At 55.2% G+C, this 25,967-nt stretch carries 30 protein-coding genes; 8 read left to right on the top strand and 22 right to left on the bottom strand.

All coding sequences use genetic code 11. From position 1 onward, the window contains the following. Nucleotides 1–28 precede the first annotated feature (28 nt). The 6 genes from Q1B21_RS19925 to Q1B21_RS22385 all read right to left on the bottom strand — a co-directional run bounded on the left by Q1B21_RS19925 (nt 29) and on the right by Q1B21_RS22385 (nt 3,053). Nucleotides 29–397, bottom strand: a complete 369-nt coding sequence (locus Q1B21_RS19925) for a cytochrome c (protein WP_299892584.1) — start codon at nt 395–397, stop codon at nt 29–31. A gap of 77 nt (nt 398–474) precedes the next feature. Further along, nucleotides 475–1,341, bottom strand: a complete 867-nt coding sequence (locus Q1B21_RS19920; RefSeq protein WP_299892504.1) for a CopD family protein — start codon at nt 1,339–1,341, stop codon at nt 475–477. Nucleotides 1,342–1,343: 2 nt separating this feature from the next. Beyond that, nucleotides 1,344–1,685, bottom strand: coding sequence for a copper resistance CopC family protein (locus tag Q1B21_RS19915; protein ID WP_299892502.1), 342 nt, complete (start codon nt 1,683–1,685; stop codon nt 1,344–1,346). A gap of 11 nt (nt 1,686–1,696) precedes the next feature. After that, entirely contained in the window at nt 1,697–2,128 is a 432-nt protein-coding gene (locus Q1B21_RS19910; protein ID WP_299892500.1) for a cytochrome c, read from the bottom strand. A gap of 537 nt (nt 2,129–2,665) precedes the next feature. Further along, a complete protein-coding gene (locus Q1B21_RS19905) occupies nt 2,666–2,941 on the bottom strand; it encodes a MerR family DNA-binding protein (protein WP_366525420.1) in 276 nt (91 codons plus the stop codon). A 7-nt stretch (nt 2,942–2,948) separates the two neighbouring features. Beyond that, nucleotides 2,949–3,053: a MerR family DNA-binding transcriptional regulator gene (locus tag Q1B21_RS22385; protein ID WP_366525419.1), complete on the bottom strand. Its 105-nt coding sequence runs from the start codon at nt 3,051–3,053 to the stop codon at nt 2,949–2,951. Between the two features lie 97 nt (nt 3,054–3,150). Here Q1B21_RS22385 and Q1B21_RS19895 point away from each other — a divergent pair, with 97 nt between their 5' ends. From Q1B21_RS19895 to Q1B21_RS19885, 3 genes are all read left to right on the top strand, one after another. After that, nucleotides 3,151–3,474 (top strand): hypothetical protein, encoded by a 324-nt coding sequence (locus tag Q1B21_RS19895; RefSeq protein WP_299892496.1) that lies wholly within the window; start codon nt 3,151–3,153, stop codon nt 3,472–3,474. Between the two features lie 4 nt (nt 3,475–3,478). After that, nucleotides 3,479–3,697, top strand: a complete 219-nt coding sequence (locus Q1B21_RS19890) for a GDCCVxC domain-containing (seleno)protein (protein ID WP_299892494.1) — start codon at nt 3,479–3,481, stop codon at nt 3,695–3,697. A 582-nt stretch (nt 3,698–4,279) separates the two neighbouring features. Further along, nucleotides 4,280–4,717 (top strand): BLUF domain-containing protein, encoded by a 438-nt coding sequence (locus Q1B21_RS19885; RefSeq protein WP_299892492.1) that lies wholly within the window; start codon nt 4,280–4,282, stop codon nt 4,715–4,717. A gap of 285 nt (nt 4,718–5,002) precedes the next feature. Here the strand turns inward: Q1B21_RS19885 and Q1B21_RS19880 are convergent, their stop codons facing one another. From Q1B21_RS19880 to Q1B21_RS19870, 3 genes are all read right to left on the bottom strand, one after another. Further along, nucleotides 5,003–5,335: a helix-turn-helix transcriptional regulator gene (locus tag Q1B21_RS19880; protein WP_299892490.1), complete on the bottom strand. Its 333-nt coding sequence runs from the start codon at nt 5,333–5,335 to the stop codon at nt 5,003–5,005. Then, entirely contained in the window at nt 5,335–5,970 is a 636-nt protein-coding gene (locus tag Q1B21_RS19875) for an SRPBCC domain-containing protein (protein WP_299892580.1), read from the bottom strand. Before Q1B21_RS19875 ends, Q1B21_RS19880 begins: the two co-directional genes overlap by 1 nt. A gap of 269 nt (nt 5,971–6,239) precedes the next feature. Further along, entirely contained in the window at nt 6,240–7,037 is a 798-nt protein-coding gene (locus tag Q1B21_RS19870) for a helix-turn-helix transcriptional regulator (RefSeq protein ID WP_299892487.1), read from the bottom strand. A gap of 154 nt (nt 7,038–7,191) precedes the next feature. Here Q1B21_RS19870 and Q1B21_RS19865 point away from each other — a divergent pair, with 154 nt between their 5' ends. From Q1B21_RS19865 to Q1B21_RS19845, 5 genes are read left to right on the top strand one after another with little or no spacing between them, the layout of a single operon-like run. Further along, nucleotides 7,192–8,259, top strand: a complete 1,068-nt coding sequence (locus tag Q1B21_RS19865) for an ABC transporter ATP-binding protein (protein ID WP_299892484.1) — start codon at nt 7,192–7,194, stop codon at nt 8,257–8,259. Further along, the gene (locus Q1B21_RS19860) at nt 8,256–9,149 is read left to right on the top strand and encodes an ABC transporter permease (RefSeq protein WP_299892481.1); all 894 of its coding nucleotides are present in this window, start codon (nt 8,256–8,258) and stop codon (nt 9,147–9,149) included. The genes Q1B21_RS19865 and Q1B21_RS19860 overlap by 4 nt, the downstream gene beginning before the upstream one ends. After that, on the top strand, nt 9,146–9,937 hold the full coding sequence (locus Q1B21_RS19855; RefSeq protein ID WP_299892479.1) for an ABC transporter permease: 792 nt from the start codon (nt 9,146–9,148) through the stop codon (nt 9,935–9,937). The genes Q1B21_RS19860 and Q1B21_RS19855 overlap by 4 nt, the downstream gene beginning before the upstream one ends. Before the next feature lie 27 nt (nt 9,938–9,964). Then, nucleotides 9,965–10,987 (top strand): extracellular solute-binding protein, encoded by a 1,023-nt coding sequence (locus tag Q1B21_RS19850; protein WP_299892478.1) that lies wholly within the window; start codon nt 9,965–9,967, stop codon nt 10,985–10,987. A gap of 57 nt (nt 10,988–11,044) precedes the next feature. After that, a complete protein-coding gene (locus tag Q1B21_RS19845) occupies nt 11,045–12,088 on the top strand; it encodes a histone deacetylase family protein (protein WP_299892476.1) in 1,044 nt (347 codons plus the stop codon). Nucleotides 12,089–12,643: 555 nt separating this feature from the next. On the opposite strand, the gene Q1B21_RS19840 is transcribed toward Q1B21_RS19845, so the two are convergent. From Q1B21_RS19840 to Q1B21_RS19780, 13 genes are all read right to left on the bottom strand, one after another. Beyond that, nucleotides 12,644–12,826, bottom strand: a complete 183-nt coding sequence (locus Q1B21_RS19840) for a hypothetical protein (RefSeq protein ID WP_299892473.1) — start codon at nt 12,824–12,826, stop codon at nt 12,644–12,646. A gap of 590 nt (nt 12,827–13,416) precedes the next feature. Further along, a complete protein-coding gene (locus tag Q1B21_RS19835) occupies nt 13,417–14,307 on the bottom strand; it encodes a 2-dehydro-3-deoxygalactonokinase (protein WP_299892470.1) in 891 nt (296 codons plus the stop codon). A gap of 8 nt (nt 14,308–14,315) precedes the next feature. Further along, a complete protein-coding gene (locus Q1B21_RS19830; RefSeq protein WP_299892468.1) occupies nt 14,316–15,485 on the bottom strand; it encodes a mandelate racemase/muconate lactonizing enzyme family protein in 1,170 nt (389 codons plus the stop codon). Further along, nucleotides 15,482–16,942 (bottom strand): NAD-dependent succinate-semialdehyde dehydrogenase, encoded by a 1,461-nt coding sequence (locus Q1B21_RS19825; protein ID WP_299892465.1) that lies wholly within the window; start codon nt 16,940–16,942, stop codon nt 15,482–15,484. The genes Q1B21_RS19830 and Q1B21_RS19825 overlap by 4 nt, the downstream gene beginning before the upstream one ends. 7 nt (nt 16,943–16,949) lie before the next feature. Beyond that, nucleotides 16,950–18,566 (bottom strand): GMC family oxidoreductase, encoded by a 1,617-nt coding sequence (locus Q1B21_RS19820; RefSeq protein WP_299892462.1) that lies wholly within the window; start codon nt 18,564–18,566, stop codon nt 16,950–16,952. After that, nucleotides 18,563–19,015: a hypothetical protein gene (locus tag Q1B21_RS19815; protein WP_299892459.1), complete on the bottom strand. Its 453-nt coding sequence runs from the start codon at nt 19,013–19,015 to the stop codon at nt 18,563–18,565. Before Q1B21_RS19815 ends, Q1B21_RS19820 begins: the two co-directional genes overlap by 4 nt. Nucleotides 19,016–19,024: 9 nt before the next feature. Then, on the bottom strand, nt 19,025–20,227 hold the full coding sequence (locus Q1B21_RS19810) for an ABC transporter permease (RefSeq protein WP_299892456.1): 1,203 nt from the start codon (nt 20,225–20,227) through the stop codon (nt 19,025–19,027). A 7-nt stretch (nt 20,228–20,234) separates the two neighbouring features. Next, a complete protein-coding gene (locus Q1B21_RS19805; RefSeq protein ID WP_299892453.1) occupies nt 20,235–21,050 on the bottom strand; it encodes an ATP-binding cassette domain-containing protein in 816 nt (271 codons plus the stop codon). Between the two features lie 12 nt (nt 21,051–21,062). After that, nucleotides 21,063–22,124 carry a sugar ABC transporter substrate-binding protein gene (locus Q1B21_RS19800; protein ID WP_299892451.1) on the bottom strand — a complete coding sequence of 354 codons (1,062 nt, stop codon included), beginning with the start codon at nt 22,122–22,124 and terminating at the stop codon, nt 21,063–21,065. 154 nt (nt 22,125–22,278) lie between these two features. Beyond that, a complete protein-coding gene (locus tag Q1B21_RS19795) occupies nt 22,279–23,046 on the bottom strand; it encodes a FadR/GntR family transcriptional regulator (RefSeq protein WP_299892448.1) in 768 nt (255 codons plus the stop codon). 598 nt (nt 23,047–23,644) lie between these two features. Then, a complete protein-coding gene (locus Q1B21_RS19790) occupies nt 23,645–24,247 on the bottom strand; it encodes a short chain dehydrogenase (RefSeq protein ID WP_299892445.1) in 603 nt (200 codons plus the stop codon). 70 nt (nt 24,248–24,317) lie between these two features. Then, nucleotides 24,318–25,112, bottom strand: a complete 795-nt coding sequence (locus Q1B21_RS19785; protein WP_299892442.1) for an extracellular solute-binding protein — start codon at nt 25,110–25,112, stop codon at nt 24,318–24,320. 313 nt (nt 25,113–25,425) lie between these two features. Then, nucleotides 25,426–25,908, bottom strand: coding sequence for a luciferase family protein (locus Q1B21_RS19780; protein ID WP_299892439.1), 483 nt, complete (start codon nt 25,906–25,908; stop codon nt 25,426–25,428). Between the last annotated feature and the right edge of the window lie 59 nt (nt 25,909–25,967).

Genomic DNA, 25,967 nt, shown 5'->3' with positions numbered 1-25,967 from the left:
CCCCTATGTCGACTTCTAAAACATTGCGTCACTGGTGCGATGGATTGCGGCCCGCCTGAACTTCCTGAACGCGCTCAGGCCAAATGGACCTTATGTAGGCGAGAATGTCCCAAATATCGTCATCGGTAAGAATGTCGCCAAATCCCGGCATACCGCTGGCAAAGCCGTTGACGCCGCGCGCGGCCAGCGCCGCCTCGCCACCCAGTTGGGTGTATTCGAATAGAAGCTGGTTGTCATGGTGCCATGTATGCCCGGTCTCGTCATGGGGCGGCGCAGGCAGAATGCCGTTGTTGTCAGGCGTCTGCCAATCCGGCTGTCCTTCGAGATTGACGCCATGACAAGACGCGCATTGTTCGGCGTACAGGGCCTGCCCACTGGTCAAATCCCGGTCGTCCATTTCGTGACCGGCACTCGCAACCGTTGCGAAGCTGAAAAATATGATGATCAAAAAATCCCGCTCGTTCATGGGATACCTCAATTCGGTAGGCTCAAAACGCTAGTGAGCGTCGCGGTTGCTGCAAGCACTACCAGAATGATCGCAGTTTCGATTTCAATAGAGCGGGCCAAGTGGCGGGCAGCTTTCTCGTCCCCGGCCTGCATAGCAGGAACGAAGCGGAGTTTGTTTGCAGCCGCAAACGTCAGGACCGCACCTACAAGTGCAAGCTTGATCAGCAGAGTTTGCCCGTAGCCAGTGGTCGTCAGAGCCCATAGATCGCCCAGCAACATCCAGGCCATCAGCAGCCCCGCCACAATCAGTGCAGGGACAATAACTGAAGCTGCCTGCCCAAACCGATGCCCCAACATAGCCGCGTTGCTCAGATATTCTGGCCGTTGCGACAGGGTGCGTAACGGTCCAAGGATGCCGATCCAAAATGCAACGCCCAGAAGGTGCAGGAGCAATAGCAAACGGACGCCCTTTAGTTCCAATTCAGGAACATGCCCGATTTGAGCAAAAGACCACAAAGCGAGCAATCCACCGGCAAGCGCGATCCATTGCCCACCAAAAGGAATAAACACGCCTACGATGATTAATACGACCCCGGTGACCCGAGAAACGAGAACATCGCCAACCGGGGTCTGCCACAACAGACCGAGCATTTCTGGATCGGTCAAACCATCAGGTCCACCCGTAAGGGCGGCACCGCGCAGCATGAAACCAAGGACAGAGCCAGCAAGCGCAAGCGCCGCCAACAGCGCAACCTGCACACTCATCCGATCGCTGAGAGGTGACACAAGGTCGGCAAAAGCAGCCCGAATGATCAAAAGCCCGGTCGAGCCACCAATGCCGACATAGAGCATCAGCTTGGACAAAATTGCGCCTATTCCCCAGATATCGGGCATGGTCAGTCCACTGTGAACGTGAACTCGCCCGTCATGGCGTGCCCGTCTGCCCCCAAGCCCCGCCACTCAATGCGATAGGTACCTTCGCCCATGCTTTTGAGCGGGAGCGCGAACGCGCGGCCAAAGTTTGTCTGATCTCCTAGGTCGAGTGTGACGGTATGAGCCTCCTGATGGATCAAGTTAACCTTTGTCAGGCGAATATCATCCGTGAAATTAAAGCTGATTTCAGAGGGTACTTCGGCAATTGTCGCGCCGTTTTCGGGTTTGGTGGTGTCCACGCTCGAATGGGCAAAAGCGTTTGTGGAAAGTGCGGAGATCAATGCAACTATGGTGAGCATTTTCATTTGGATGTTCCTCAGTTTATCCCATTAGCGCGCTGGATTTCGCGAATGTAGTCGATCACCATGGCCACGTCGCCACGGGTCAAGCCTTCAATCGGAGGCATGTCGCCAAACTGCCAGTGGTGGCTTCTGACGCCCATAGCGACCGCGCGTTGAAAGGATTCGTCTGCATGATGATTGGGTTCATAAATAACATGGATCAGCGGCGGCCCTGCGCCTTCAACGCCGACCGCGTTGCTGCCGTGGCATGCAGCGCAGGCGGTGTCGAATATACGTTGCCCGATTGCCGCATTTCCTTCAATGGGCGGCATTTGAATTGCCACCATCGCATTGCCCTCGGTAGGTGCCGACTGCGCTGCGTCCTCAACCGGTGCGGGACTTAGAGTGATATAGGCAGCGACGGCTGCCACGGTGCACGCGCTGATCAGGAGATATTTTCGGTTCATGTACTGGTCCTAACCTTATGTAACAGAGTGGTGCGCAAATAGTTCGCAGCACACTTGAACGTGTTCACTGCCGTGAACAGCGTCGGATATCTGTTTCAAGTGTTAGGTGGTCTGTCCGGGTTGTCCGGTTCATTGAGCGTCGAGAGGTTTGTAACCTGCGATGCCGACACGACCGCCGCCTGGTTAAACTTGGATTCGGAAGTCTGTGTCGTGAGCGCGGGAACACTACACAAAAATGGATTGCATCCTTCGTGCGCTGCGCTGTCTGGCTCATGCTGCCCGTCTTCGCTAGAAGCGACTAGCCCATGGTTAGCGTGTTGAGCCTCAACACTTGTGGCCATATGATCAATACAATGCCCGCCAACGCACTCATTAGATAGCGCATGCACAACACTCCCAAACCCCATAATAAGGATCAGAAACACCGTAAGCACTGTTGTGGTTATTGGTCGAATGTACTTCACGTGGCGAACCTACCCCGGATTCCGACCCAACACAACGCGCGTACCAGAGGGTCGCGCAACGCCCAATTTTCTACTAAATGGAGCGGAGTTGAGAGAGCATCGGGCAGGCAACATTCCCACTGTCGCAATTGGCTGTGAGTTCAGTCAATGCCGCTTCCAGCCGCTTAAGCTCCTTTATCTTTTTGCGCACATTGAAGACGTGGTGTTCCGCCAACTCCTTAACAGATTGGCAATCTTCGCTGTCGCCTTCGGAGAGTTCGACGAGCGTCTTCGCATCGGCCAACGGAAAGCCTAGTTCACGGCACTTTTTTAGGAAGCGAAGCCTTCCAATATCCTGCGTGGAGTACATGCGTCTATTATTTGATGCCCGTTCTGGCTTGGGCACGATCTCTTCGTTCGTAGTAGCGGATCGTTTCAATGCCAACTCCGCTTTGCCGAGATGCTTCCCCAATCGCAAACATGTGAGATTTCCTACCTTGATCCTGTAGTGACTACAGAAGTTATATAAGACCGGATCGCTTAGACAACTCCTCACAAAAAGGGCCGTAAGAAACGGAAATGCAGAAGTACCTTAGCCTCAGTTACATAGGATCGCTGTCAGCACTTGGCGTCGCGACGTGCTGCATATTGCCCATGACGATGATGCTGATGGGAGTAGGCGGCAGTTGGATGGCAATCTTTGGGCAGATAGCAGCGGCAAGCTTGTATGTATTGGCGATTTCAGCCGCGCTCGTCATGGTATCTTGGCTGATGTCTTATCAGCGCGGTTCACTGCCAAAGTTGAAGTGGTGGCTTTTGGGCACGACCGCGATGACCGGATTGGCTTGGGTTGTCGTTTTCTATGAGGCTCGGATCAACGATTTCCTAATAATGCAGATGTGAGACAATGACGGACCAAACTGTGGTGCTTGAAAGCACACTGACGTGCCCAGCGTGTGGGCACAGCGAAGCGGAAGAAATGCCTACGGATGCTTGCCAGTGGTTCTACGAGTGCAGGTCATGCAAGACAGTTTTGAAACCCATGGAAGGCGACTGTTGTGTCTACTGCTCATACGCTACCGTTCCTTGCCCACCAATTCAATTGGGCGATGACTGCTGCGGATAGTGTGAAGGGGTTCCATGTTTTTTCACGCTGCCTGAACTTGTTACCCGGGAATTTCGACAAATGTCCAACTGTAGCCCCGGTCTACGACCGTGAGAAACCCGTCATTCAAGTGTGCACAGTATCAAGTAGTTTGGGCATCAAACGGATCTCGCGTGCGCCGCGGCAGTAGTCGCTACTGCCTGCATAACGCCATAAAACGGCCCTTTCCGGACGTTGGGCGGTGCGTTCAGGTGCTGTACCTGCAGTCCGCATAGCCGCCATTGGCCGCAGGCGGAAAGTTAGGATCAGGGCGAAGCCACACTTCGCGGACAAACCTGTCAATCGTCGCGAGCGAACAAATGTATGCAAATAGTAGTGAACATTGCTACAATCATCGAAATACTTTCCCAACTGCTTCTGGCTGCTGGTACATTATAGCGCGGTGCTAAGTCAGCGCACGCAGTGCGGCAACAGTAGTGACCACTAAGCCCTACACTGTTTTTTCATGGTTTGAGCACCGTTCTGCCCAGATCCGCGCGAATAAGAGAATTGACCTTGTGACCACTTGCTCGCAAGTCTGCTGAACGTTGATGGGAAGAACCAATGAGCCTCACTCGCCTTATATATTATAGCCTGCGCAATCCATCGGTAAGCGCAGATGTACCCAAGCTGATTGAGACATCTATCCGCAACAACAGGGCAATGAACGTCACGGGTATCCTGCACTACAACAAACACGCTTTTTTGCAGGTTCTCGAGGGCCATCGCGCTGAGGTTAGCGCGATCTATCACCGCATCACCACAGATACACGCCACATCAACATTATTCTAGTCGAGTGCGTCGGTGTGAATGAGCGAATGTTTCCCTATTGGTCTATGGCTCTGCATGAAGGCATGGACGATACGACCAGAAGCGTATTCCTTAGATACTTTGGTAGCACCAAGGTAAATCCGGAAACAGTTGGCCCACAAGAACTGCTGAAAGCACTGCAAGAACTGTCAGCTGATTTGAAACATAATCTACCCGCCGAACCGGACTGATTTCAGTTTCATCTGATGTCAGTGCTTCTACTGAGCGAGACTGCGTTGATGTGGCTATGGATTGTTAGGCGCGGGCCTGATCTGGTGGATCCGGGATCAGTCATTTAGGCACCCTCATTTCTGTTACCCATGCAGGGTGACAAGTAAACCACGCATCAAGGCGGACGTCGATGTGGACCGCAGAATTGGCAGATTGGGCTATTGGCCGCCGACTACAATGCAGGAGCCACCCAGAGATCCTTTTCGCTATGCTGCTTCGAATGGCTGATTGTGAGCCATCCGCAGCTACGATTTCTTTCCAGAACGCTTGCCTCGCTCGATCTCGATCATAAGAGCTTCCATCTTTACGCACCAATAACGGCGAAGCTGATCGAGCCATGCCTGCACATCTTCGAAGCCCGTGGGATCAATCGAATAGCACCTCTTTGCGCCCTCTTTGCGTACGCGTGCAAATCCAGCATCGCGCAATATGCGAAGGTGCTGTGAAACGGCTGATTGCGAAATGCCAAACTCAGCTTCGATGACGTTGACGATTGCGCCCGATGCGAGCTCCTTTTGGGCTATTAGCTCCAGCGTTCGCCGCCGGACGGGGTCCGATAAAACATCGAAAGCTTGCATCAAACCTCCCCCGTGTAGAAGTCTGCCGTTCGAGCGGCGGTCTCCATAGCAATCTTCATCGGGGTGCCATCTTCGATATGGGCTTTCCCCCATGCCTCCGCCCATGAACGTAACCGGCTCTTGCCTTCCTCTGCTTCTGCCCATTCCTGGCCTGCTGCTATCACGGATTGACCGTTTAGTTGAAGGTGGCCGTCCAGTCCAAGCATTGCCATTTCCCAACCAACGTCTGTAGCACCGGGACCGTATTTTTCCCAATGAGCTTCGCTTTCCGTGTCAGTCGGAAGTTCATGTTCAATCATCAGTAACGCGCCGTCTTCCACATCTTTGATCGTGGCCGTGACCCAACTCTTATTTCCGCCAAATTCCCACGTGACAGATACGGAATGCGGCGGTTCACAGGCAAAAATGTCGCCGTCCGCGTTCCCTTCGATAGAGAACCGTCCCCCACGTTTGAAGTCGCCCGAGATTTTACCGAACCAGCTTTCAATGCGCTGTTTTTCTGTAATTGCGCTCCACAAGTTTTCAGGACTGGTACGATAAGTGCGTTGCGCGCGAACCACATGCGTGAGGCGACCTTCGCGCTCACCTTCGCTGACTTCGCGAAAGTCAGCACCAAATGCTGTTTCGAAATCCATAATCACTTCGGGGATCACATATATATTAGCGATAGCTTATATCACCTCTCACTAATATTATCAACTTTGCGCTTACCGAAGCCGGCATTCGCGCAAAACGCAGCATCGATCATATTGGGCTCACAGCCGACCGCGGAGGCAGTCCAGTATTGCCGCCTGCCCCACATCTAACGGATCTCGAGGACGGCCCATAAGAGACATTGCAGCCATCCGCCGAGGGGTGCACCAACGATTGATCTCGGCTCTCATCGGCACAATTTGTGCGCTCTTTACCTTGAAATCAGCGCGGCGTGCAATTTGGCGAAAAGTTCGGCTTGAGATGATATCTGCAGCTTTCGATAAATGTTCCTGCGGTGAACCTTTACGGTATCGGTAGCGATATTCAGGTGGCCACTGATGGAGAGGTTAGAATGGCCCTCCAGGATCAACGCAGAAATTTCTGCCTCGCGACGCGTCAACCCCTTTGGCAGTAGGCGTTTGCTGAAGTTGAGGATCAGCTTTGCTGTATCTGGTCCACCGGTCTGTTTTGTTGCAGCGCGGGACACGTGAACTTTCTCAGCATGCTGGCGCAGCAACTCAGTGATCACAGGTGCAATCGCGCGCCAACCATTGACTTCAGACCTCGAAAACGGTCCGCCACGCTCGTCGCGGCTGCTTGAGATCGCGCTGACCGAGCCGTCGGACTGGCGGACCAGTACACCAACCTCGTCACAAAGCCGCGTCTGTGCGTAGTAGCGGTGGTAATATTCAGACGTGTAGAACCGATCGGGCGCAATGTCTCTGAGGCGAAAGAAACCCGGCCGAAAGGGACGCATTGCCATCTGATAGTAGGGATCAAGCCGGTACGCGCCGCTCAGATATTGCGAGTGATAGGTTTTCAGTAGTTTCGGATCCCCGATCCAGCTGTATTGCGAAACCGGCTCGCGATCAGGGTAATACGTCAGGATCAGAAAGGTGCAGAACGAAACTCTGACGCCGAGTTCCCGCTTGAGGTCGTGGCCGAAACCCGACCGGGATGTCCGTTGCATCAGCAAGGACAAGGATTTCGCATCACGGGCATGGATCAATGAATTACACCCATTTTAGCCACTTAAATTAGTTTACCTACCTATTTGGGGGTATTTTGTCTTCCAGGCAATCAGAAAAAGATAGCTACAGGCGATGCGGACCAGTGCTGCAGAGCGGCGATGGGTTTACCCGACAATTCGCGCGGAGGCGTGTATGAAAACGGCTGTCAGTATCAAGAATCTGAATAAGATCTACTCTGGTGTGCCGCCGGTTCAGGCGCTGCGCGATGCGACGCTGGACATCCGCGACAATGAATTTTTTACTCTTCTGGGGCCCTCGGGATGCGGCAAGACCACCCTTTTGCGTCTGATCGCGGGGTTCGAGGCGCCAACCGGCGGCAGCTTGCATCTTTTCGGGGAGGAGATTTCGGCGCTTCCCCCGGAAAGCCGCCCGGTCAATACAGTCTTTCAACACTATTCGCTGTTCCCGCATATGAGCGTTCTGGAGAACGTGGCCTTTGGGCTTAGACGGCTGCGCAAAAGCGAAGCAAAGGCGCACGCGACCGCGCAAGAGATGCTTGATCTGGTACATTTGAGCGATTTCGCCGCGCGCAGTCCCGGCCAGCTGTCAGGTGGTCAACAGCAGCGGGTCGCGCTTGCGCGCGCCTTGGCCCCGCACCCGCGCGTGTTGCTGCTGGACGAGCCGCTCTCGGCGCTTGACCTTAAGCTGCGCCAGTCGATGCGGGCCGAGTTGAAGCGGTTACAGAAAGAAACCGGGATCACCTTTGTTTTTGTCACCCATGATCAGGAGGAAGCGCTAGCGATGAGCGACCGGATCGCGGTGATGTCGCAGGGTGAGATCCAGCAGGTAGACAACCCGGCGCGCATCTACGAGTTTCCTGAAAACCGGTTTGTGGCCGAATTCATTGGCGATGCGAATTTCTTTGAGGCACGCGTGGGCGCGAACGAAGAAGGTTCGGCCAACTATCACCTTTTCGACGGCTCAAAGCTGCACGGGCCGCAAGGCCATGCGCCGGAAGGCGCCACCGTCACCATCTTCTTCCGTCCCGAAAAAGCCCGGCTTGCGCAGACCGGGCTGGCGGGTGAGGTGACGGAAATTCTCTATCTGGGGAACAACACCGATTACCTGATACGCCTCGATCAAGGCGCCGATGTGATGGTTCGGTCGGAGAACCATAAGGATGGCACCGCGCTGGCCGAGACCGGTGCGAGGGTGTGTGTCGAAGTTGATCCGCGGGCCATTCGGGTTCTGATCCCATGACCGGACTGCGGGCATATCTCAAGGATCACGCAGGTATCCTGCCCGCCGCATTGGTGATTGGTGTGTTCATGATCGTGCCGATTCTGATCATCCTGATCTATTCTTTCCTGGCTCCTGGCGACTATGGCGGGGTGAAACCCGAGTTCTCGACCGATGCCTACCAGCGGCTGCTATTCCAAAACGACTTGTTCGACCAACTGGTATTTGACCCGGCCTATCTTAAGATCACTTTCCGGTCGCTCTGGATTGCGACGGTCGCGGTGACCGGCTGCCTGATCGTGGGGTTTCCGGTGGCCTATTACATAGCCGGCCAACCCGAGGAACGCCGCAACGTCTTTCTGCTGTTGATCACTATCCCGTTCTGGACCAACCTGCTGATCCGCACCTATTGCTGGATCCTGGTCCTGCGTGACACCGGGCTGATCAACTCTGCCCTGATGGCGCTGGGGGTGATCGACGCGCCTTTGACCCTGCTGTACACCGAAGGTGCGATCGCCCTTGGGCTGATCTATACCTATATCCCCTTCATGGTGCTGCCGATCTATGCGGCGTTGGAGCGGCTTGACCTGCGCCTGATCGAAGCCGCGCGAGATCTCTATTCCAGCCGCTGGGGCGCGCTGTGGTTCATCGTCGTGCCCCTGTCCATGCCCGGCATCATCGCTGGATCAATTCTTGTGTTTATCCCGGCGCTGGGGGCGTTCATCGCACCGGACTTGTTGGGTGGTGGCAAGAATCTGATGCTGGGCTCTCTTGTGCAATTGCAGTTTTCGGCCGCGCGCAACTGGCCCTTTGGGTCGGCATTGGCGATGGTGATCATGGCGATGGTGCTGCTTTGCCTGATGCTCTATGCCCGCAACCTGCGCCGTGGCGGCGGAGGGTTTCAGCATTGAGGCACTCAGATCGCGATATCCGCTGGCTGCCCGGGTTCAACTGGGTCACGCTATTCTTTTTCCTGTTTCTCTACCTGCCGCTGATCATCCTTGTTGTGTTCTCGTTCAATGCCTCGCGGTCGGCTACTGTCTGGGATGGATTCAGCCTGCAATGGTACGCCAAGGCCTTTGCCAATGACGACATTCAGCGCGCTACCAAAAACAGCCTGATCATCGCGGTCTTCGCCACGATCAACGCCACCACTCTCGCCACTATGGCGGCTCTGGCCCTGGGCCGGAACCGGCGGGTGCGACGCAAGCAGATGTTCAGCGGTTTGATCATCTTGCCGCTGATGATCCCCGAGATCGTCACCGCTGTCGCCACGTTGACCTTTTTCGCCGCCATCGGCCTGTCGCTGGGGTTGGGCAACATCATCATCGCCCACACAGTGTTCTGCATCCCCTTTGCTTATCTGCCGATCCGCGCCCGGTTGCAGGGGATGGATGAAAGCCTCGAAGCCGCGGCCCGCGATCTCTACTCCGGAAAATGGGCAACTCTGCGGCTGGTAACACTACCGCTTTTGATGCCGGGGATCATCTCGGGCGCGATGCTGGCTTTCATCATCTCGCTGGATGACTTCATCATTACCCTGATGGTGGCCGAGGCGGGATCGACGACCCTGCCTATCTATATCTACAGCCTGGTGCGCATCGGCATCACGCCAGAGGTCAACGCGATCTCAACCGTTCTTCTTGGCATTTCGATCATCATCGTCACGGTGTCCTACCTGATCGGAAAGAAAACATAGGGCACATCAAAAACGGGAGGAAAGAACATGAAGAAGATCACTGTAACAGCGCTGGGACTGACACTTTGCGCTGGAATGGCCACCGCCGAGGGCGAGTTGTTCCTCTATAACTGGACCGACTACACTGCTCCGGAACTCATCGAGAAATTTGAGGCCGAGACAGGTATCTCGGTCACGCTCGACACATACGATTCCAACGAGACTCTGCTGGCCAAGCTGCAATCGGGCGCCACCGGGTATGACATCGTGGTGCCCAGCCATAACTTCGTCAAGATCTTCGTCTCGGAAGGGCTGCTGCAACCCATCAACGCCTCGGAACTGGCAGATTACGGCAATCTGAGCGCGGATTTCACCAGCCCACCCTGGGACGAGGGCAACACCTACACCGTGCCGTGGCAATGGGGGACGACCTCATTCACCGTCAACACCGATGTCTATGGTGGCGATGTGAACTCTTATGATGTGTTGTTCCAGCCACCGGCGGAACTGCAAGGCAAGATCGGCATGTTCAAATCGCCCGACGAAGTCGTTTCGATGGCTCTGATCTCACTCGGGTTGCCGCTGTGCAATGAAAACCCCGAGGACATGCAGAAGGTAATGGAGTTGCTGCAGGCCCAGAAACCGCATGTGAAGACCTACAATTCCGACGGAATTCTGGAGCGTCTGGTGTCCGGCGACGCGGCGGTGCATCAGAACTGGAACGGTTATTCGATCCGCGCCCGTGACGAGAATGCGGCAATGAAATACGCCTTTCCCAAAGAGGGAGTGATCACCTGGGCGGACAATGTTGCGGTGCCTGTCGGCGCGCCGAACTATGACAATGCGATCAAATTCATCGAGTTTGTGATGAAGCCGGAAAACATCGCCGTGCAGTCCAATTTTGCTGGCTATTCCAACGGGATCTCTGGCAGCGAGGCGCATATGAGCGAGGCGCTGAAATCCGCGCATGAGCTATCGCCGCCCGAGGGCACGCCTCTGGTCTTCTCGGAGACCTGTTCGGCCAAGGCCATCGATCTGCAGAACCGCGTCTGGACAGCATTGCTTCAATAAACTGACAAGAGGTGGGGTTGCCGAGGCCCCGCCAAACTCCACGAGTGTGAGGCGAAGATGATCACTGTCTATACCGATCAGCACAAACTGCGGGATTCAAAAACTGAGCTTTATGGCGGGGAAATGGTGCCCCCGTTTGAATGCCCGCGCCGGGCCGAGATTATTCTTGGGGCGGTGAAATCAGCGCAAATCGGCGAGATCATTGCCCCGACATCTCACGGTATGGAGGCGGTCTTTGCGGTACATGACAGGGGCTTCGTTGAGTTCCTCTCAACCTGCGAGGCCGAGTGGCGCGCAGCCGGATTCAAAGGCGAAGCCATCGCCACCTGCTGGCCGACCCGCACGATGACCGCGCCCCACATCCCAACACATATCGACGGCAAAATTGGCTATTACGCGCTGGCTGCCGAGACCACGATATCCTCTGGCACCTGGGAGGCGGTCCTGGCCAGCAAGGATGTCGCCCTAACAGCAACGGATCTGGTGTTGGATGGTGCACGTTCGGCCTTTGGCCTGTGCCGACCGCCGGGGCACCATGCGGCGATCGATCAATTCGGCGGCTATTGCTTTTTGAACAACGCCGCCATCGCCGCCCAACATGCACGAGACATGGGATGCGAGCGGGTGGCGATCCTGGATGTTGATTTCCATCACGGCAACGGCACGCAGAATATCTTCTATGACCGCGATGACGTGCTCTTCCTGTCGCTTCATGGTGATCCGAAAGACGCCTTTCCGCATTTCCTTGGCTATGTAGAGGAAACCGGTGCAGGTGCGGGAGAAGGGTTCACCGCCAACTATCCAATGCCGCCGGGCACTGGTTATGCTGCGTGGAAAGCCTGCCTTTCCGACGCGCTGGCCAGCGTCGACAACTATAAACCCGACTTGCTGATCGTTTCCCTCGGTGTGGACACTTATGAAAACGACCCAATCAGTTTCTTCAAACTGGGGCATGATGACTTTATTGACTATGGCCGCGCGATTGGTGCGCTGGACCTGCCAACGGTCTACATGATGGAGGGCGGCTATGCGGTTGATGAAATTGGTATCAACGTGACCAATGTACTGATAGGGCACAGTAACGGCACTAGAGCAGGCTGAACTTAAACCGCACATCGCCTAGGTGTACGGTTGTATCGCAACTTTTTAAACCAACAGAGTCAGGCCCGTACCGACTACACTTATCCTGCAAATTCAGCAAACACCCGAACGCCCGAGGTTGCCGCTCTGGAGAACTGCTGTTTATAGATCATATTGTTTGGAAACTTGGACCCGATCGTCTGAATCTTGAACAGGCAGCTCAACCGCCTCAGAATCCTGTTTGCCTTCCGAATACCAGCCGTGTTCGCCCCGCTTTTGTCGATGATAATCAGGCACAGATACAGGCGCTCTCGTCGATCTGAGCCAAAATCTGCGACACATCCTCTCCCATTTCACAGGTTTCAACCCCAACAAAAACGACTTGGCAGTACCCACTGGGCAGCTTTCTTGTCCGGCCCGACCGTTCCGGACTCATCTGAGTTCACACTGTGGCGAGGGCTGCGTGACGGACCTGTTGGTCCGCAACGTATCGAACGATAAAAAGGATTGACGACATGTCACATATCAATCCAATCACCTTAACTTGGCAGCGCTGTCCGGTTTGCCCCCATTCAGCTATTTGAGAGTTTTGAAGAACCCAACGGTACCTCCAACAATAGTGCCGCCTTTGATAATCACTTCAAAAAGCTGATTGGCCGCTGTCATGCAATCAGGATGGGCGGCAACCATGTCGAGCATGTCAGCTATTAAGCTCACATCCAGCGAAAGAAGAGCAATAAAGTTGCCCTTCTCGCTCATTTTTATTTTTGCTTCACCTCGCTGCGATCTTTGTTCAACGCGCGATTGGCTGCTTCAAAAGGATCACCTAGGGCGAGAAGAGAAGGTGCTAGGCCTGCTACGTCAATTTCACCATTATCGACTGACGGCCCATCAAACCCAATTCGAAATGTACTCACTACTCAAACTTCTTTTTCGTCCTGTATTACATATGGACTCAGGTGGAGCTACGGATTTCCGAACGAAGTCAGGAATGGCTATTGCACACAAATGTTGCGAGATGGGTTCGGATTCCTCAGGGAGTTCTTACTCATGCTTAGGCAAAGTCATTTAAAATCAAATGGTTACGAGATTCTGGGCAACACATAGTTTTGCCATTCGACAACAGCCAAACTATTGATTTTAATTGACTTAGATTTTTTGAGGCGCACAAGCTTTACCATTTGCGACTCAAAAACCTTCCATTTCCTTGGAACGACCGGAAAGCCATTTTGGCTGTGAACGCCCTCATTGGTGCAGATCGTTTCTAGATCGCAAAAAGTTTGCACCAGCTCTGCTCTCCGACAAACTCAAGGCGATTGGCAATGTTGTCTTTAAGCACTGACACTCTGTTATTGGTGCTGATAAGCTGCCGTGAGCCCGCTCAAAGTCATTTCTGAAACCTCCACGGCCCTCCCACTAGCGCCCATAATGCCCAAAGCCGTCAGGTAGAGTTCGCACAGTGCTGGCGCTCCAATCAAAGTCACCGTTTGATCCAGCCAGTACTGTCTTACAGCCATCAATTCCTGACCGATCAAAAGACCTGAAAGAGTGGCACGAGCTTGCGCGCTGGTTTGCTTTCCGACCAGCATATCCGCACGGATTGCAAAAAGGCGACGCGGGACGGCGGAAGGATCATCGGTTGCGAAGCGAATTGCCGCCTTAAAGGCACAATCGCTCCACCCACCGTCAGGCATCGAGTGTGACAACACGGATGCTTTGGAAAAGAACGCGAATTGCTCGCCAGTCATACAAGTTTCAAATTCGATGATGGCACCATCCGTGACCCGGACCCATTTCGTATGTGTTCCTGGCAGGCAAACAATGCCGTGAAAATCGGAAACAAGATGAAGAAGCCCGGCAATCTGTGTTTCTTCCCCGCGCATGACATTGGCTGGTGATTGCTGCTTAACACCTGGAAGTATGCGTACCTCACGCGATGCGTTACTGACTCTGATTGCGCCCGCCCCAAGCTCATCAAGACGCGTTGGTGCCGATAAGTATGGGGCCTCACACCAACCTTGTGCGGCGCCTGCCATGCCACAGATAATGGCTGGAACGTCTTGACCTATGCCCAGGTTATTCAGGCTTTCTTCAAGTACGCGACCAAAGTCACAGGGTTCAAGATTTGACATACCAAATGGGCCATCGATCGAGGCAAGGGTGTTCCCGCAAGAGCCCAGCACCCATAGCCGAAAGCCAGTGGTTCCCCAGTCAACAGCAATCAAGGAAGGGTGAGACATAGCGCGATTCAATTGCAGATATCGTATCGGAGGATGAAGTCCCGGTCCGGCTCGACACCCAGACCGGGCCCGCTTGGAATGGCAATAAACCCGCCGGTCGCCGCGACTTGGGGTTGAATGTTCAGCGGATCCACAAGCAGTTCGTCCCGAAACTTATTGTCGGTGGTATCAAACTCGAGCATCGGTTCCCAAGGAAACAACCCGCCTGGCAGGGGCGGCATTGCTGCGAGAAGGTGCATGTTGGTGGCCACAGCGACGGCGGATCCCCAGACGTGATTCACTACCGGAGTAAAGTGCGCATGGCATAGAGCCAGAACTCGCAGATATTCGGTGATCCCACCCAGAGCACACACTTCTGGCTGGGCGATATCCAAACCCCGGCTTTCCAACAGCGCGCGCCAGCCCCATCGGTTGAATTCAGCCTCACCCCCCGAGATGTTGACGTTCAGACCGGCACGCAGTTCGCGATATCCGTCAAGATCTTCCGGGGCGACGGGTTCTTCGAACCAGTAGGGGTCGAATTCTTCCATCGCGCGACCCATATAAAACGCGTCATGGGTCGTGTAGCCGTGGTTCGCATCGATCATAAAGCGGTAGTCATCACCGACGCCTTTACGAACAGCTTCGATCAGGCGTACGTCATCCTTGGGGCCAAGCCCCACTTTCATCTTTGTCGCGCTGAATCCCATATCCTTGATTGCGGCGGCTTCGTCTGCGAAGCGGGCGACCAGACTGTCCGTACTCTCAGGGCGGAGCATCATGCCGTAGCCATAAACCCGAATGCGGTCGCGATGGTTGCCCCCGATGAGCTTATGCAGCGGTAAGCCCGCGACTTTGCCTGCGATGTCCCACAGCGCGATGTCGACACCCGAAAGTGACTGCATCGGCATTCCCTTCTGGCCATGATCGCGCATCAGGTTGTAAACCTTATGCCAGATCACATCCCGGTCCAGAGGGTCCATGCCCAGAACCATTGGCTGGATCACTTGCTCGACGATCCCCTTGTTGGCCAAGGCGATGTTGCCCGCACCAAAGCATTCCCCCCAACCCGTGACACCTTCGTCAGTCTCCACCTCGACCAGATGCGCCGTGCGCTTGTGATAATACTGCTGAGAATACCCAAGTGGCTCTGGCAGGTCGTAGCTTAGAACATGGCTGGTAATGCGGGTAATCTTCATTGCTTAACCCCTCGAAATCCGGTGGTGTCGAGGGCGCGCGTGATCCGCTTTTGTATAAGGTAATCGTGCAGCGCGAGGTTCGAGCAATCATGCCCGATGCCCGACTGCCCGATCCCGCCATGCGGCAGATCGATGTCATACTTCACCCCGTTGATTTGAATTTCGCCATAGCGCAGATGCGCGGCGTAATGCTCGGCCCGCTCCAGATCGCGCGTAAACAGATAAGCCGTCAGCCCGCCCTCCTCGCAATCATTGGCCATTTCAATGAGCCCCGTTTCATCCGCGAAGGGGATCAGGCTGACGATGGGGCCAAAAGTTTCCTGTCGGTAGATCCCCATCGTGTCGGTCACGTTGTCCAAAACGGTTGGCGCGATGTAATGGCCTTTGTTAAGGTTCGGGGGCCGGTCCCCACCCGCGAGCAGAGTAGCGCCATCAGCGATTGCATCGTCAATCAAACCCTTGATGCGCGCCCATGCGCGCTCATCAATGACAGGCCCCGTTGTGATGTCGGCAGTTTTGTCAAAGCCAACCGTCGCCGCCTTTGCCCGGTTCACCACCTTTTTGGTGAACGCCTCACGCACGGTCTCGGCCACAAAAACACGGTTGGGCGAGACGCAAATCTGTCCCGCATTGGAGAACTTTACACCGGTTACGATGTCAGCGGCCAAATCAAGGTCGGCATCTTCAAACACGATCGCAGGAGCGTTGCCACCAAGCTCCATCGAATAGCGTTTGATGGATGTAGCACCGGTGCGCATGATGTGCTGCCCGGTCCTGGTCGAGCCAATCAGGGTCACAACTTGTGGAATGGTCGAGGCGGTCAGAGTATCGGCGACATCATACCCATCCGTACAAAGAATTTGCACCACACCTTTAGGCAGACCGATTTTTTCGCAAAGCGACCCCACAGCGTAAGCTGAAATCGGCGTCGCCTCGGATGGACGGATGATGATCGGGCACCCCGCTGCCATCGCCGGGCCAATCTTGAATGCCAAGTTCAACAACGGGAAATTCCATGCAAGATAGGCCACCGCCACACCGGCGGGTTCGTAGACCATGCGATGCGCATGGGTTCCAGCCCTGTCGATGAGGCCATAGTCTAGAATGCGGGCAATTTCCTCCGCATAGAAATCCAAAGAGACGACCAGCCTGTCCCAATCCTCATGCGTTTCAGCCCATGGTTTGCCCATCTCATTGTGCACGCACTCGCGCAGAAATTCCTCATGGGCAATCACCTCATCGCGCAACCGCCGCATCCACATTTGCCTGTCTGTAATGGATGTCGCAGCCCATCCGGGAAACGCTGATTTTGCCGCCTGCAATGTGCGCTCGACATCCTCGAAACCCGCCGTGGTGACCGTGGCGATGTGTTCTTCCGTGGCGGGATTGATGACCTCTTTGCGCCCGCTGCCATTTGTCAGTGCGCCGTCAATGTAGATCTGCGTTGGAAACTCCATGGCCACCTCAGTCAAACAGCGTTGCGATGTTGGTTTTGATCTGATCGCCGACATAAAGCGCCAGCGCTTGAATCGTGGAGGTCGGATTTACCGCCCCGGCCGTAACGAAAATCGAGCCATCCACGATGAACAGGTTCTTCACGTCATGGCTACGCCCCCACCCGTTCACAACGGACGTTTCGGGGTCGATGCCCATGCGGCAGGTGCCCATCTGGTGCCACCCTGCCCGCCACCAGACCTTGTCACCCTTGGGCAGAACACGCTTGGCGCCGGCGGCCAACAGAACCTCTTCGGCGCGGGCCTCGCCGTGTTTCAGCATCGCCCGCGTGTTTTCACCCAGGCGATAAGTAATCTTGGGGGCCGGGATGCCATCACTATCGGTCAGATCTGGGTCGAGGGTCACACAATTATGCTCTTCCGGTAGATCTTCTGTCACCACAGTGAGACCGGCCAGATAAGGATAGACATTGTCCATAATCTCGCGGTGTTCAGCGCCCCAAGGGATAGGATTGTCGATGCCATATCCACCAAGCGCATAGGTCATCGGCGTGGTTGAACGCCCCGAATGCAGGCCATAGCCACGTACAAACCCGCGACCGGGATCACTCTCGTAAAATTCTTGCGAAAGGATCGAACAGGCCATCGGCCCTTCGTGTCCTTTCATTGGCTCATCAAACACGCCCGCAACGCCGGTAAGTGGATGGAACATCAAGTTCTTACCGACCTTGCCGGAACGGTTCGCCAAACCTTCTGGGAATAATTTGGATTTGGAATTCAGCAGTAAGCGCGGTGTTCCAACCCCGTTGCAGGCCATAATGACCAGTTCTGCCTTCTGCTCCTGAACTTGCCCGTCGGCCCCATGGTAGAGCACGCCGGTCGCGAACCCGCTGTCCTCGTCCACCAATATCTCACGGACACGCGCTTTGGTGCGCAACTCTACGCCTGCGTTTTCAAGCATCGGCCAGTAGGTGAAATTGGTTCCACCCTTGGCTCCTGCTGCGCAACCCAAATCGCAGGTCCCAGCATTCACGCACTTTTGGCGACCATCGTCGTGCTCACTCAGGATCGCGACATCTGAAGGCCACCAATGCCAACCCTTTTCATTGAACCCACGCGCCAGAGTTTGCCCGAGTTTGCCCATCGGAATGGGTGGATGCGGCGGCGTATAGTTGGGGTAGGCCGGATTGCCCCCCAAACCAGAGACGCCCGTGTTGCGGTCGTTCATGTCATAGAACGGAACTAAGTCATGATAATCGACCGGCCAGTCCTCACCCACGCCATCCAGCGACCTGGTTCGAAAATCTGACGGTCGCATACGCGGCCAGTGGCCCAGAAAGTTGATTGTCGACCCACCCACGCCATTCCAATTGACCGGCGTGATGCAGCTATCGTCCGCGTTGATCGGGTAGTCTTGCCGAAGACCTCGCACGTTCGGGTCGCAAGAAAACTCAGCATATCGTGCAAGCTCATAATCCTCTCGACGCGACGGGAAATCTATATCCGGCAGATGGTCACCCTGTTCCAGGCACAAGATGCGCATCCTTGTTTCCAACAACGACCAAGCGATCGCAGCGCCCGATGCCCCTGCACCAATGATCAGAACATCAACAGGATCGTGGTTCATTTCTGATCTCCGGTAGGGTCACGAAAAACCGGCCCGCGGGCGCGCACAGGTGCAGTCAGTTCATTCAAAAGAGCAGGCGATTCACTGGGAACCTCGTACCCGGCTGGATGCGCAGGATGCGAACCAACCCCGACCTTGGCGCGCATGTCAGGGCGGCTGTAATAGCCTTTGTAGGTTTCCCTGAGCAGCAATCTGAACGCATCAGGCAATTCGGATTCCAGCTGGCGGACGGTATGGGGAGTAATACCGTCCGCCAGTTCGCCGGCGCGGGATAACAAGGTGACGAGCGCGCTGTTGAGAGCGGGATTGCGCGCAGCCGCCTCTGTAACAAATGCCGCTACACCCAGTTCACCCGCCGCCGGGATGCGTCGATCGCGATTTGCTGGAATTAGGACATCGAGGATCTCATGGAGCGGCGACTGTGGAGTGTTACTTCTATGCTCTGTCATCGCCGCCTCCTACCTGCCACTTCCGTTGCCCGGGCGCGACAAGGCATCAATCGCGACGGCCAAAAGTAGGATTGCACCCGACACCATCAGCTTATCCGCCGCGCTCGCCCCGGTCAGGTCCAGCCCGTTTCCGAGCGATCCGATGACCAAAGCGCCGAGGATTGCATTCCAGACCGACCCGCGACCGCCAAAGAGAGAGGTGCCGCCGATCACTGCCGCGCCGATCGCCTCAAGCAGCAACGAGCCACCGGCGAAGGCCGTATAAGATACCGATCCGTAGCGGGACGCTCCGAATATTCCACCTATGGCGGCCATGAGACCAACAATTGCGAAGGCCGAGACCCGAATACGTTTGACCTTCATTCCCACGCGGCGTGCGCTTTCAGCATTGCCGCCAACAGCAAACAGTGATCGACCATACGGTGTGCTGGTTGTGATCCACCCCAACAGTGCAGTGATTGCGATAAGCAGCACCAGCAACAAAGGCAGAGACCGATAAGCGTTAAGCGTCAGCACGACGGCCACGACAATGACAGAAAACGCGACGACCTGCCCCCAAAGAGCGAATGCACTGTCCTGTTCCAAGCCAAGCGCCTTGCGCAGGCTTTGCTTGCGCAGGTTGGCGTATGCGAACAGGCCGACAACTGCCAACCCCAGAACAATTCCCCAAAGGTCCGGGATAAGAACCCGAGCTATTCCGCGCACGAAGGGATCACCGACGTTCAGGTTTCCCGTCGGCAGAATCTTTTGCATCAAGCCTTGGTACCCCAAAAGTCCGGCCAGCGTGACAACGAATGAGGGGATGCCGACATAGGCAACCAACAAACCTTGCGCAGCCCCCATGATGATGCCCACGAAAATCACAATGATGCAGGCCAGCCAACCGGGCACGCCGCTCAGCACCAGCACGCCCAATAGCGCGGCACAAACACCTGCGGTCGCGGCTGCAGACAGGTCTATGTCACCCAGCAGCAATACGATTGTTATCCCAACCGCTAACGTGGCAATCACCGCAGATTGCATAAACAGGTTGTAGATATTGCGCGGGCTTAGAAAGATCGCGCGAAAACTGTCTGCTTCCCCGCTCATCAGATCAATGAGAGGCAATACGAGCCCAAAATACCCCCAGATTGCGGCCAGCGCGAGGAGGACGGGAACAAAGGCCCCGAACTGCGTCTCGCGTAGGGCGCTGAAACGATCGAGGAACGTCATCTTCGCCTCAGGCTGCATTCCCGTTCTCCGTGTCCAAGCCGCGAGTCATAGCGACCACAATTTCATCCGGGTTCGTTTCCGAGGTTGTGTAGGTGGCAACATTGGTGCCGTGGCGCAGAACCGTGATCCGGTCCGAGACCTCAAATATGTCGCGCATGTTGTGCGAGATGTAGACGACGGCGTGGTTCGTCTCGCGCAGCCGCTTTACCACCTCCAGCACCTGACGAGTCTGCGCAACGCCCAGTGCGGCGGTGGGTTCATCCAGCATGACCACCGAGCTTTCGGCGCCCACGGCGCGCGCAATGGCAATGGCCTGACGTTGACCGCCGGACAGGCCGCCCACCTTGGCCCGAACCGATTGCAAAGTGCGCACTTCAAGCCGGTCGATGGCCTTCTTAGCTTTTACTTCCATTTCCAGATCGTCCAGCGGGCGCAGAAGGCGTGGAAGGAACCCCCAGCCGGGTTTCACAGATTCCGCCCCTAAGGACAGATTGGCCGCAACGTCCAGATTTTCGCACAAAGCAAGGTCCTGATAGACAATCTGAATACCCAGCTCGGTTGCATCATTGGGTGAAGTCACTTCGACAGGCTTACCGTCGAGCAAAAACGTGCCGTCGTCCGCAAGATGTGCCCCGGCAAGCACTTTCATCAGTGTGGATTTGCCTGCGCCGTTGTCGCCTACAAGGGCCATCACCTCGCCACGCGCGACCTCAAAATCAACGCCGCGTAGGGCGTGCACGCCGCCAAACCATTTTTGGATTCCACGCACAGCAAGGTGCGCTGGTGGGGCAGCTTGCCCCACCATTTTGTCTTCAGACGTCATAACTTGACCTTGTTACTTGCAGAAGTCGGTTGAGGCGGCTTCGCCCTGGCAGACCATGTCTTTAGTGATCGAGGCATCGTTTTCGATCACATAGTCAACCCCGTCTGCCCCGATGGCCGAGTACGAACCCACCGGCACATAGGCCACTTCTGCTCCGACACCGTTAGTGACGGTTTGTGGCGCAAGATCCGAGAAGTCCTCTCCATTAACCAAACGCACTGTGACCTGCGCTGCGGCGGCGGCCATGTCTTCCAGCGGACGCCATCCACACTGGGTCTGCTTGCCAAGAAGCATCAACTGTTGTGCTTGCACCGTGCAGTCCAAGCCAGAGACGGGGACGGTTCCCGCCATCCCTTGCTCTTCCATCGCTGCGATCGCGGCACCGGCGTTCCCATCGTTGGAAGACACAACACCCTGAACGTTGTTATCCAGTTGAGTCAGCGCCTGATCCATCGAACGACGTGCAATGGCGGGGTCCCAGCCCTGTGTCCAGTTCTCATAACCCATGACGCGTGCGCCGCTTTCAAACAAAGGCGTGAGTGCACGAAGCTGACCATTGTGGATGACTGCCGCATTCGGATCAGTCGGCGATCCTTTGAGCAAGACCAGAGTGTCGCCATCCTTGGTGTTCTCAATCACGTGGGTCGCCTGATCAAATCCCATGCCTTCTAGATCGGCCTGCACCCAGAACGTGGTGTTGGGTGAGTTGATCATCCGGTCATAGGCGATTGTTGGGATACCTTCTTCAGCCGCCGTATCGGCAATGATTGCCGAGCTTTCCCCATCAATAGGAATGACAACAAGAACTTTTGCGCCCTGAGTCAGTGCCTGTTCGGCTTGGCGTTGCTGGGTGGCTGTATCGTTATTAGCATTGAACACCTCAACTTTCACGTCGGGTGCAATCTCGCCCATGGTGCGCACAAACGCTGCTGCATCTTGTTGTTCCCAACGCGGATTCACGTTTTCGGGCAGCAACAGAGCAACCATATCCTCCGCCGATACCGTTCCAGCTGCCAGCAACGCAGACGCCGCGACAGTTCCAGCCAGCAGGCCTTTCGAAAGCTTTGAAAACATCATATCCTCCTCGTCGATGTTTCTGGCGCATTGCGCCGGATTATCTGGTGGAGTTCTCCCGTGTTATCGGGCCAACCTGACGACATGAGGCTGGGTAGAAGCATGTCTCGTGTCGTCACCACTAGCCCAGCCACCTTTCCGGGCAGTGGACATCTCATTCCCCTTGTAGTTTCGCTCCGCGTTTTGCATTGAAATCCGGCAATGCCCCGGCTAGTCGCTCATAAGTGTCGGCCAAATGCTCCCGCATCGCCGATGAGGCCCCTTCACTATCGTGAGCTTCGATAGCCTTCAGAACCTGCCGATGCAGAGGCAATGATCGCTTGTTTTCGCGCGGATCGCTGTTTGTGACTTTGATTGAACTCAGGAGGGCCGAAAAGATCACACCCTCCAGAGCGATAAGTACTTCGTTATTCGCGGCGCGCAGGACAGAGCGGTGAAACAGCGCATCCGCAACTACAAAGTCCTGGATCGAGGCCGCCTGCTCCATGTCGTGCTGTGCATTGCGAATGTCTTCGATCTGCTCTGGCGTTGCCGTTTTAGCCGCCCAGCCGGCAGCATTGGGCTCCACCATTTGCCTGACATCCATCAGCTGACGCAGGAACTCGGGCTTCGGCTCGATGCCCTGATGCCAAGCCAGCACATCATCATCCAGAAGGTTCCAACTTGCGCGCCGCCGCACACGTGTTCCACTGCCGCGGCGTACTTCCAGCAGACCCTTACCAACCAGCAACTTGATTGCCTCACGGACAACAGATTTACTGACCCCGAAACGGGTGCAAAGTTTATTTTCGTCATCGATCAAACTGCCTTCCGGGAAATGCCCGGCTACGATACGCCGCCCAAGCTCACGACACACCTGCGTAGCAAGACCGGGCGCCACACCCGCGGAATCTTTCAGATCATAGTACAGAAGCTCACTCATGAGGAGATACTAAACATCTGATGTTTTATTTGTCCAGATGTTTTGTGAACAATGCTTATACAGATGGACTAACAGGCTCGATTTCCACATAAGTACTTGATATTTATAAGTCTAACGAGATCAAGAAGTCTTACTCCAGGTGTAAATTGATCAACGGCATCCGTGTGTAATCCACCTGACCGCGTCCCTTACATCGTTTGATCGAGTAGCTTTCCTGAGGAGATTTGGCCAGATCACGGTGGGTCTTGGGTGTCGACGAGATACCCAATCGTATGGAGCAACTCCCCTCAGAGGATCTGACGACATCTAAGTAAAAAAGCGATTGTGACGAGGAGCGACAGGAACCAAAACTCGATGCTAACCTAGGCGCGAGTAGAAGATTCTAGCGCCCGGTTTCTTGCAACCCATGGAAGTTTGGTACTGCCATAACCGAACACAAACATCGCTGAAACGGTTTTATGTGAAGCGATCTCTGGTTGAGTAAGAGCCATTCAGTGGGATGATTACGAATGGCTGTTTCACGGGACAATTCTGCCACTCGGCCGCGCGGTCCGAACGGCAGGTTTGTTTTCCAAGGAAGTTTGCTTAGCTCATAGCGTTATGCGTAATCAGGCGCATCCAACGTTTCGCCGTTCATACCGCCTTCGATGGCAGAGACGTAAGCCTTTGCAGTGTCTGCCGCCGACAAGCCCGTGCTTGAATCCATGTCCATCATCTCCATCGTTTCCTTGACGAAGACGGGGCTAACGGTGTTTACCCGTAGGTCGCGGTCAAGTTCGAGTGCTGCTGCCTTGGCAAAGGATTCCAGTGCGCCGTTGGCGATGCTGATCACCACCGAGCCCGGCATCGGTTCTCGTGACAGTGTACCAGCAGTGAGCGTGAACGATCCACCATCGCTGATATGTCTCTGTCCAACGCGGACAAGGTTGATTTGGCCCATCAGCTTGTTGCCAAGCGCAAGGTCGTAAGCCGCGTCGTCCAGCTCGTTGAAGGGCGCAAAACCGGCAAGCCCGGCGGTGCTGATCACGGCGTCAACGGTGCCGACGGCCTGGAACATCGCCTCGATGGAGGCTTTGGAACCGAGATCAACCTTCATATCACCGTCGCTGTATCCGGCGCTGATGATTTCATGGTTTGCGGACAGAGCATTTGCGACTGCGCCGCCGATGAGGCCGGTTGCGCCTACGATAAGGATTTTCATGGGTATATCTCCGATATTGAAGGGCTTCGCGTTGCCGCGTTTTAGTCGCAACGCGAAGCCGTAAGCGGGGTTACGGTTTGACGCTGTAGTCCAGTTCTAGAGGGGCTGGACCTTCAGCCGGGCCGACGAGCTGTTCGATCTGCAGGCGGAAACGCTCGACCTGATCGCGTTTCAGCATGAACCGGTGGAAGTCTGCAGGAGAGGTGTTGTAGTGCAGGTGAGATTTGTAGCCATCGGGCGATTCAACATCCATGCGCACCGGGAATTGCAGCCGCTTACCCTGGAATTCCTCAGAGAGCATCCAGTTCAGGTAGAGCTTGGCTGCCGCCTTGTTCTTGGCATCGGTCGGGATGGCTGCAGTCTGAAACCAGGTCAGGAAGTAGTCTTCTTCAGGCAAAACGAGCCGTGTATCGCTGCCTTCAAATGGCACAAATGCCCAAGAAGTCGTGAAGCTTGCGCCATACCATCCGTTGTCAATCGCAACATATGGCATTGACGTGCCACGGGCCCAGACCGGCTCTGTCGCGACGAGTTTTTCCAGATACTCCCAACCGTATTTCTCTTTCAGATTCCAGAACTGATACAGTACGGCGTCATCGGTGTGCGGGTAGGTCAGGATGGCTTTGCCCTTCAACGCCGGGTCCAGATAGTCCAGCGCATCGCGCGGAGCATCAGCTTCATTGATGAGGTCGGAATTGAACACATTGGTGAAAGCCACGCCGAACAGGCCGATCCAACGCCCGTGAGGGTCTTTATAATCTGGGTAGACCTGCTCCCAGTTCTTGGGCTTGTATCGCTCCAGCAACCCGCGCTCGGCATAGTAGTCGTAGTCGTGAAGGGTTTGAAACTGAATGATATCCGGCACGTTCGCCTTGCTGGCGTCTTCCCGCGCATTGTCATAGCGGACGCATGATAAAAGCTCAGATCAACGCTGTGTGTGACTTTGATTTCTGGAAAGCGTTCTTTGAACATGTCCAGATAATAATCGGCTTGATCGTCTTTATCGCCACCTGCTCGGATGACAAGCTCGCCACCCTCGGCTACGGCTTCCGCATAAAGCTCTTCGAGCGACTTAGTTTCGATTTCTGTTGCAAGCGCAGAGCTTGCGAAAAGCAATCCCGCAACAGCACTCATGAGCACGTGCTTCATTGGAGTCTCCTTTCGATGGGTTGGGGGGGCTACGCTGCGGTTTCTTTGCCGGTGCCGTATTCGTAGGACCGGCCAAGTATGGACTTGATGATGGCCAATTCGACCTCGTCACGTGGCGAATAGACCATGACCAACCCGACAGGACGGCGACCCAGATCGACCAGAGTGTGATGTTCACCCCAGCCTTTTTTGACCACTTCCAGTGCGTCAGCTTTGGGCAGTTGTACATGCATGCTGCCATTGTCGGGTTTGGGGTGTATGTGAGCGAACTCGCGACCGATCATAAATGCATCATGGTTGCAGGCGGCACCGTCGTGCATGACCATCGCGCGAGCGCCGGGAACCGACACAAGGCTGTGCGCCTCATCGACACCGGGCAAGGAAAACGCCCAGTCGCGCATTTGATCAACGATGTCGTCGGGGCCGTGCTGAGTAACTTGGGCGTGCGGCAGGCCATGTGTGGTTTCCGGCTTGGGACCAACACGCTCAGGCAGGTTCAGGGAAGTATGCATCTCGTGTCTCCATTGTTCGCTTGAACAACAGATAGCTTGTTCTAACACGCAAAATAACT

The organism is uncultured Ruegeria sp., assembly GCF_947504215.1.
In the GTDB taxonomy this organism is placed as follows: domain Bacteria; phylum Pseudomonadota; class Alphaproteobacteria; order Rhodobacterales; family Rhodobacteraceae; genus Ruegeria.
Note: the sequence above shows the minus strand (reverse complement) of the source record. Positions and strands in the feature narration are given on the sequence as shown.